We start from the raw sequence: 5,676 nt of genomic DNA on the forward strand, positions 1-5,676 counted from the left end.
ATTCGAAAAAGTCGAGTGCTGTCGAGGTTAATACTCCAAACCTGATACAACTGGTATCACAGTACGCAGTGAATGGAAAAACCAAATATAGTCTTTCTGTCTTGAAGTCTGAAGTATCGGATGAATTGGGAGCAGTGATCAAGACTAAGAGAATTCTGGAATCTATCACTCCAGTGAAAGAAGCGAAGCAAGACACTTTACCTATTTGAGTTTGCAACCATGAATTATCTACATTCGTGGCTCAATTGTTTTATGGACACTTTCCCTTAGGTAGTCTGATTTTGTTATGCCGTCCGGTTCCCCCTGAAGTTTTCGGGCGGCATGACCTTATCGTTCATAGGTGTGCATGCTTAGCCTGCTATACCGGTGTGCCCACAATGGAAGATCTTAGCAAAGCGAATCGGGCCGTCTTGACGGGTTCCTGCAAGCATTGCAGGCTTCGCAGGGCTGCTGCGGAGTCAGAACAGTTCCTCGGAACGTTCTGACTTTGCGGACGCCTTCGACTGGCTTATGCTCTATGATCTTCCTGCCGGTAAGGATGTTGACTTTTTCAGCGATCATTCGATTCGTGGATACAGGCAGTGGATCAGGACACTGGCTTTGTTCAGTGGGGACGATCAGCGGGCCGCGATCGTTGGTTGCGTATTGCCAGCAGATGTTCAATGCTGCGTATTGCAGCAGGAAGCGCAGACCAAGTCCTCGATCTTTCAACGACCCGCAGGCCGACGCGTCCCATGTACTATCAGTCTCGCCGGCAATGTCGCAGTCCAGGCCATTTGCAACTGCAGCATATTCTTTCCATGAGATGCGAAGGGCTGAAAGCAATCTCCTCTGCACGGAGAGCTCCCTTCGCTCGTTCTTGTATATGGCAAAGGTTTCATTCTCTCCCTTAGTCGCTGCTAATGAGGGCTCCAGAAAGAAATCATCTTCCGAAACGCCCCACCACAAAGGCATGAGTTTGCCAAGAACTGCGTTTTCAGCCGTCTGGTATCTATGCTGCAGGTCTTCGATTTCTTTTGTTTGGCTCATGTCGATCTGCGTGTCCATAATATTTACAGCCTTTCTTTTCCTGTTTTTTGCGATATTTGTACAATATCCTTACATTAACTATCTTATTGCTTTTGCCTTAGGCAGATCCTGTTTACAGAATGAACATGGGAGGCTAGTGTTAACGGACATTTGCCGGGAGAACGATCTATTTGCGCCACTCAGAAATGCACTCTTCCCTATTCCTGACGATGTCTCGCGGATTTCAGGCAGTCCCCTCGCGATCTCATCTCAGATAACCAACGGGAGCTGTTTGACCATTGTCCTGCACAAGCGGCTCGACCAGCACATCGACCAAGAGCAGCTGTCCAGGCCAAAGCCAGCCGGCAGGACCGCGAGCGCCTTGCCGCCATCCAATAGGGGCCACAGAGCGGACCGTCAGAGAGATCGAGCACAGATACCAGAGCAGGTAGGCCGACTACTCTTATAATTATGGACAGACAGGTAAATTTTGACTTAGTAATAGCGGACGATGCGAAAGATATACTCCCCAAAGACGACTACACATATCTGTTGGGAGCAAGCCTATTTGTTTTCGACCGAATCAACGCTTTTGTCGTCGAGAATCTTGGCTATACGGGTTTGACAGAGGAACTCGACTGGTACCACTTGATCGATGCCGGGCAACGCAGCTACGTCAAGCACATTAGAGATTATATTGACCATGAACTTAACACGAACATAGCAGACCAATTTGGTCGCTTGCTTGATGAGAGAAACCGTATAGTCCACGGGTTCCCAGTCACTATAGGCAAGAAAGAAGATGATAGCCAAGAGCAAGTCCTGGACACGAAAACAAAACACAATGACAAGAACCTTGTCAACAGTGATAAGCAACACATTGTCACTCGGAAAGAAATGCAGCAGTTTATCGCTGATTGCGTGGATCTCGAATGTCAATTAATCCCCGTGCGTAAACGGCTGTGCAGTAAGAACAAGGCTTAGTCGAACTCGATCTGCTTCAGACCCAGGCTCTCATCCAGGGTCTGGCCTTGAGGCTCTCGCTGTCATCGGTGTGATTTAGTGCTCCATCAGGGCATCAGAGGAGTGTCCGACGATCTCTTTGATGAGCTGCGCGTCAACGCCCATGGACGCTAGGAGGGGGACCACGCTGTACCTAGTCTCATGGCTTGAGTGAGACTCCGAGTTGGGGATGTGCGCGAGTTTGATTAGAGTGCGAAAATTCGCCATGTTCTGCTTGGGGTCGATGACGGAAACATCAACTTTATGGAATAACAGATTATATGGATTCGGCTGCTTGCTCGTGGCTTTTATATGCTGCTGCATCACCTGTGCAAGCACTGGCACAATGAGGACTTTATGGCCTGTCATGCTCTCGGGGTGAGTAAGGTATCAACGGCCCGAAAGGTGGAGCATGTCAAACCCGTCCGATCCGCCATTTGCTGTCCGGATCGTTGGCACCTCGTTTCTTTCGGCACGGCCAGCCATTTGGGCACGTGTTGCCGCATCCGTGGTCTTTTTGGAGTTCCTCGAGCTTCCAGTTGACCTCATAGCTGCCGACCAATGCTATTGTTCCCACGGGGACTTGCTCTGTGACTTTGATGTTGCCTTTCTGTGGTTTGCCGTCAGCATCGAGGTATTCGCATTCCTTCTCCACCTCATGGTCCTCGTATGATACGGTTTCGACCTTGTAGAGGCGGAGATCCGGCTCGCGGGCACCCAGTATCTCCCCTTAGCGCATTCCGGTCAGCAGTCGGAACCGCATGCGCGCTCCCTCTGCCTTGTCGGGCATCGCGGTAGCAGCTCGCAGCATCGACTCCATCTCGGGCATGCTGAAGGCAGTTCTCTCCCGACCAACTTCCTTATATTGGGCATCCTTGCTTTGAGGGATGGGCAGCTTCTCGGCGGGGTTGGACAAGATAATCCTTTTTTTTCGCGTCTTCAAAGAGGGAGTCAAGAGTTGACCTTAGCTGCTTTTTCAGTCTGATCTCGGCATTGCCCAATACCCGTCCCTTTCGGTCATGGGCCTTGGCCGTGGCCAGTATGTAGGTGATAGGGGACGGCGTGAACTGCGCCAGAGGCTTGTCCTGGTAATCTGCGAGATGATTCTGCAGGATGTCGGTATACATCCTGTAAGACCTGGGATCCACCATCTCGCCAGGAAGACGGGGGAGTAGGCGCCCAGCGTGGCTTTCTTGTCCACTTCAATCCCGTCGTTCCCCCTCATATCTTTCCGCCAGGCCCGTGCCTTCTTGGTGACGGCTCCCGAGGTGTCCGCCGTAAAAGTCCTTTTACGTCTCCGCCCATCCGGATAGTATCCGACGTAGATCTGCTGTTTCCACCTCGCCTTGCTTTTGATGACGGTGTTGCCGTCTTTGTCCTTGCTTTTCAAGCTTGCCGTGTACTCGAAAGGCACTCTGGCTCCAGCGGCTCTTTTGCGCTTCGGCGTCTGCACTCCGAATTTTGTGTGACATTTGTGTGACAAACAACTGACCCTTAGTAGGGAATCAGTCGACTGTCAGTTGTGCTAAAACCGTTGATATTTCGCCAATCTTAAAAACGGCTTCCTTGCCAGCTCTTAAAATACCGCTATTTACGGATCAGCAGGTTGCAGGTTCGAATCCTGTCTGGCGCACGAGAAGATAATGGTTCCAATGCCTTATGGCTTTGAGATCATTCTTGTTTTCGGATTCGCGCACATTGCTGCTGCAGGTTTCACCTCCGGACTCATCCTGTCCGCATAGTGTTGCGGCTGATTTGATCGTCGCATTTTCGAGCCAGTATCCGCCGGTCGTCCTATATGCAAGTATGGCAGTTCGATTTTCTGCGCTCTCCAAGTGTTCAGGGAGCTCACCAGTATCACCAGCATCTCGGCAGTCTCGTGGGTGTTAGCAGCTTGGTCGGCGTGTCACTATGTTTTTTGCATCGACTTGGCTTCGATGTCTATAGTCTGCAGGAGTGCTTGTGGGAGGGGCACTAAGGTGGTCTTCAAGTCATCGTTCGATATGTGGGGGGCAACTCTGATTGGTCTGACATCGCTTCCCGCATCTCGGTCTTGTATTCGGACGCCATGATGTTGAGTATCTGGTTGTCCACTAATTACGAAGAAGCTGTTGATTCCCCGTCTGCTCATGGTCAGCTCCTGGCGGTTCTGAACTCATGTATTGTATTGTCTGATGCCGGTGTCATGGCGTGGTATGTTAAGCTACCTACCCGAGCTGCCTTCTTATTTCAGGATAGGGCCCTTGGAATCCATACCGATGATTATCTACGGACCGGATCCGTCGAGTCTTGCCGCGGAGCCGATGGCCGATTTCCAATCGTGAAGCACATCAGTTGACATAATCCTTCGATGCCGCTCGTGGATCATGGGGAGTACGACCGGGTCTTGTCCCACGGTCTACACCTTCTTATCTTTGGATGGCCTAATTGCATGACAATACATAGGGCTTGGCAATCGGCAACGTGAGTCGAGTGTGATTGGTGTGGCGTTGATAACCCGTCTGAGGTGCTTCTCCAGCCTGCATTTTGGTTGAGCCATGCTGATAATCCTTGAAAAATGAGGGTGTCAAAGACTTTTGGCGGGGAAATTTTTGCTGGGTGAGGGGTTGGGTTGATAGCTTGAGGAGGTCGGACTAGCGCAGGTCACGATGATGCAAGCACATAGTCATCAACCAACATCGGTCAGCGAACGATGGTCAGGGAAAGCGAGTGGCAGGGGTATGGAACTCGGTAATCAGATTCGCCGGTATCGCTCGGAGCGGGGCATGTCCCAGGACGATCTTGCGGGGAAGGTATTTGTGTCCCGCCAGACCATATCCAACTGGGAGAACGACCGTACCTACCCGGACGTGCAGAACCTGCTCCTCCTGTCCAACCTCTTCGAGGTGACCATAGACCAGCTGATCAAAGGAGACCTCGACATCATGGATAAGAGCATTCATGCGGAAACCAAAAACCTTCGCCGACTCGGCTTGGTCTGTGGAATTCTCACGGTCTTCATGTTTTTGACCCTTATCGTCGGGTTTGCTCTCTATTTGAAGTTGAATAAGTCGGATGTGATTCTGTATGCCACGCTTGCCTTGGCTCTGATAACGGGCATTTTTGGTATCATAGCTGCCGCGTACATTGAGCAGATTAAAGCCCGCAATGATGTGCAGACCTATCGGGAGATCAAGGCCTTTCTGTCTGGCGAGGAAGTGGACCGCAGTAAACGAACCCGCTTTGAACGAAAGTGGGTTATACCCGGAAATCGATACTACAGCCGGGCGTTCAAGTCCCATCCGATTGTGGGTCCGGTCGTCTATTTCTGTGTGACTTCTGCCGTTGGATTTTCTCTGGGTGCAGGTATCGTCTGGATTCTGATTCATATCTTTGGCATGACCTGACTTGCATAGGAAAAGCAGATCGCACCTCAGAAATACGCTTTTGTATGACATTTCTTGGGTAGAAGTTGAGGGGGGGGGGCTATACAGATATTTTTTACTGCTTCTTCAGGTGAACGGTGGTTGTGGTGCCCATCGCGCTGGCCTTGTAGGTGATTTCACCGTTTTCATACTTGAAATCTTTGGTAACGTCCTGTGAGGCGAGCAAGCTCTGCGACATTTTGTCCTTGTTTCCCTCGCTGATCCAAGAGTAGCCGCCGGCGGTGGTGGGCGGGGTGAAGCT

6 protein-coding genes and 1 pseudogene are annotated in these 5,676 nt (G+C 50.9%); 3 read left to right on the forward strand and 4 right to left on the reverse strand.

Going from position 1 to position 5,676, the window contains the following annotated elements:
- Positions 1 to 209, forward strand: a 209-nt coding sequence (locus CI603_RS09130) for a hypothetical protein (protein ID WP_220702271.1), incomplete at its 5' end; no start/stop codon positions are given.
- A gap of 178 nt (positions 210 to 387) precedes the next feature.
- Here CI603_RS09130 and CI603_RS08450 read toward each other — a convergent pair.
- Positions 388 to 1,047, reverse strand: a complete 660-nt coding sequence (locus CI603_RS08450) for a hypothetical protein (RefSeq protein ID WP_121913784.1) — start codon at positions 1,045 to 1,047, stop codon at positions 388 to 390.
- Between the two features lie 432 nt (positions 1,048 to 1,479).
- Between CI603_RS08450 and CI603_RS08460 the strand changes: the two genes are divergently transcribed.
- A complete protein-coding gene (locus tag CI603_RS08460; RefSeq protein WP_121913786.1) occupies positions 1,480 to 1,992 on the forward strand; it encodes a hypothetical protein in 513 nt (170 codons plus the stop codon).
- Positions 1,993 to 2,067: 75 nt separating this feature from the next.
- Here the strand turns inward: CI603_RS08460 and CI603_RS08465 are convergent, their stop codons facing one another.
- Positions 2,068 to 2,379 (reverse strand): tyrosine-type recombinase/integrase, encoded by a 312-nt coding sequence (locus CI603_RS08465; protein WP_121913787.1) that lies wholly within the window; start codon positions 2,377 to 2,379, stop codon positions 2,068 to 2,070.
- 361 nt (positions 2,380 to 2,740) lie between these two features.
- Positions 2,741 to 2,926, reverse strand: coding sequence for a hypothetical protein (locus CI603_RS09055; RefSeq protein ID WP_183122303.1), 186 nt, complete (start codon positions 2,924 to 2,926; stop codon positions 2,741 to 2,743).
- Between the two features lie 1,804 nt (positions 2,927 to 4,730).
- Here CI603_RS09055 and CI603_RS08480 point away from each other — a divergent pair.
- On the forward strand, positions 4,731 to 5,396 hold the full coding sequence (locus tag CI603_RS08480) for a helix-turn-helix transcriptional regulator (RefSeq protein WP_259465529.1): 666 nt from the start codon (positions 4,731 to 4,733) through the stop codon (positions 5,394 to 5,396).
- A gap of 94 nt (positions 5,397 to 5,490) precedes the next feature.
- Here the strand turns inward: CI603_RS08480 and CI603_RS09060 are convergent.
- Positions 5,491 to 5,676, reverse strand: a pseudogene (locus CI603_RS09060) (hypothetical protein); the annotation flags it as partial.

The sequence above is a fragment of the Bifidobacterium sp. wkB338 genome, assembly GCF_003688325.1.
Taxonomy (GTDB): Bacteria; Actinomycetota; Actinomycetes; order Actinomycetales; family Bifidobacteriaceae; genus Bombiscardovia; species Bombiscardovia polysaccharolytica.

Excerpts from the sequence above, each read along its gene's own strand:
- CI603_RS08465 (WP_121913787.1), bottom strand. The coding sequence starts at position 2,379 with ATGACAGGCCATAAAGTCCTCATTGTGCCAGTGCTTGCACAGGTGATG.
- CI603_RS08450 (WP_121913784.1), bottom strand. The coding sequence starts at position 1,047 with ATGGACACGCAGATCGACATGAGCCAAACAAAAGAAATCGAAGACCTG.
- CI603_RS08460 (WP_121913786.1), top strand. The coding sequence starts at position 1,480 with ATGGACAGACAGGTAAATTTTGACTTAGTAATAGCGGACGATGCGAAA.
- CI603_RS08480 (WP_259465529.1), top strand. The coding sequence starts at position 4,731 with ATGGAACTCGGTAATCAGATTCGCCGGTATCGCTCGGAGCGGGGCATG.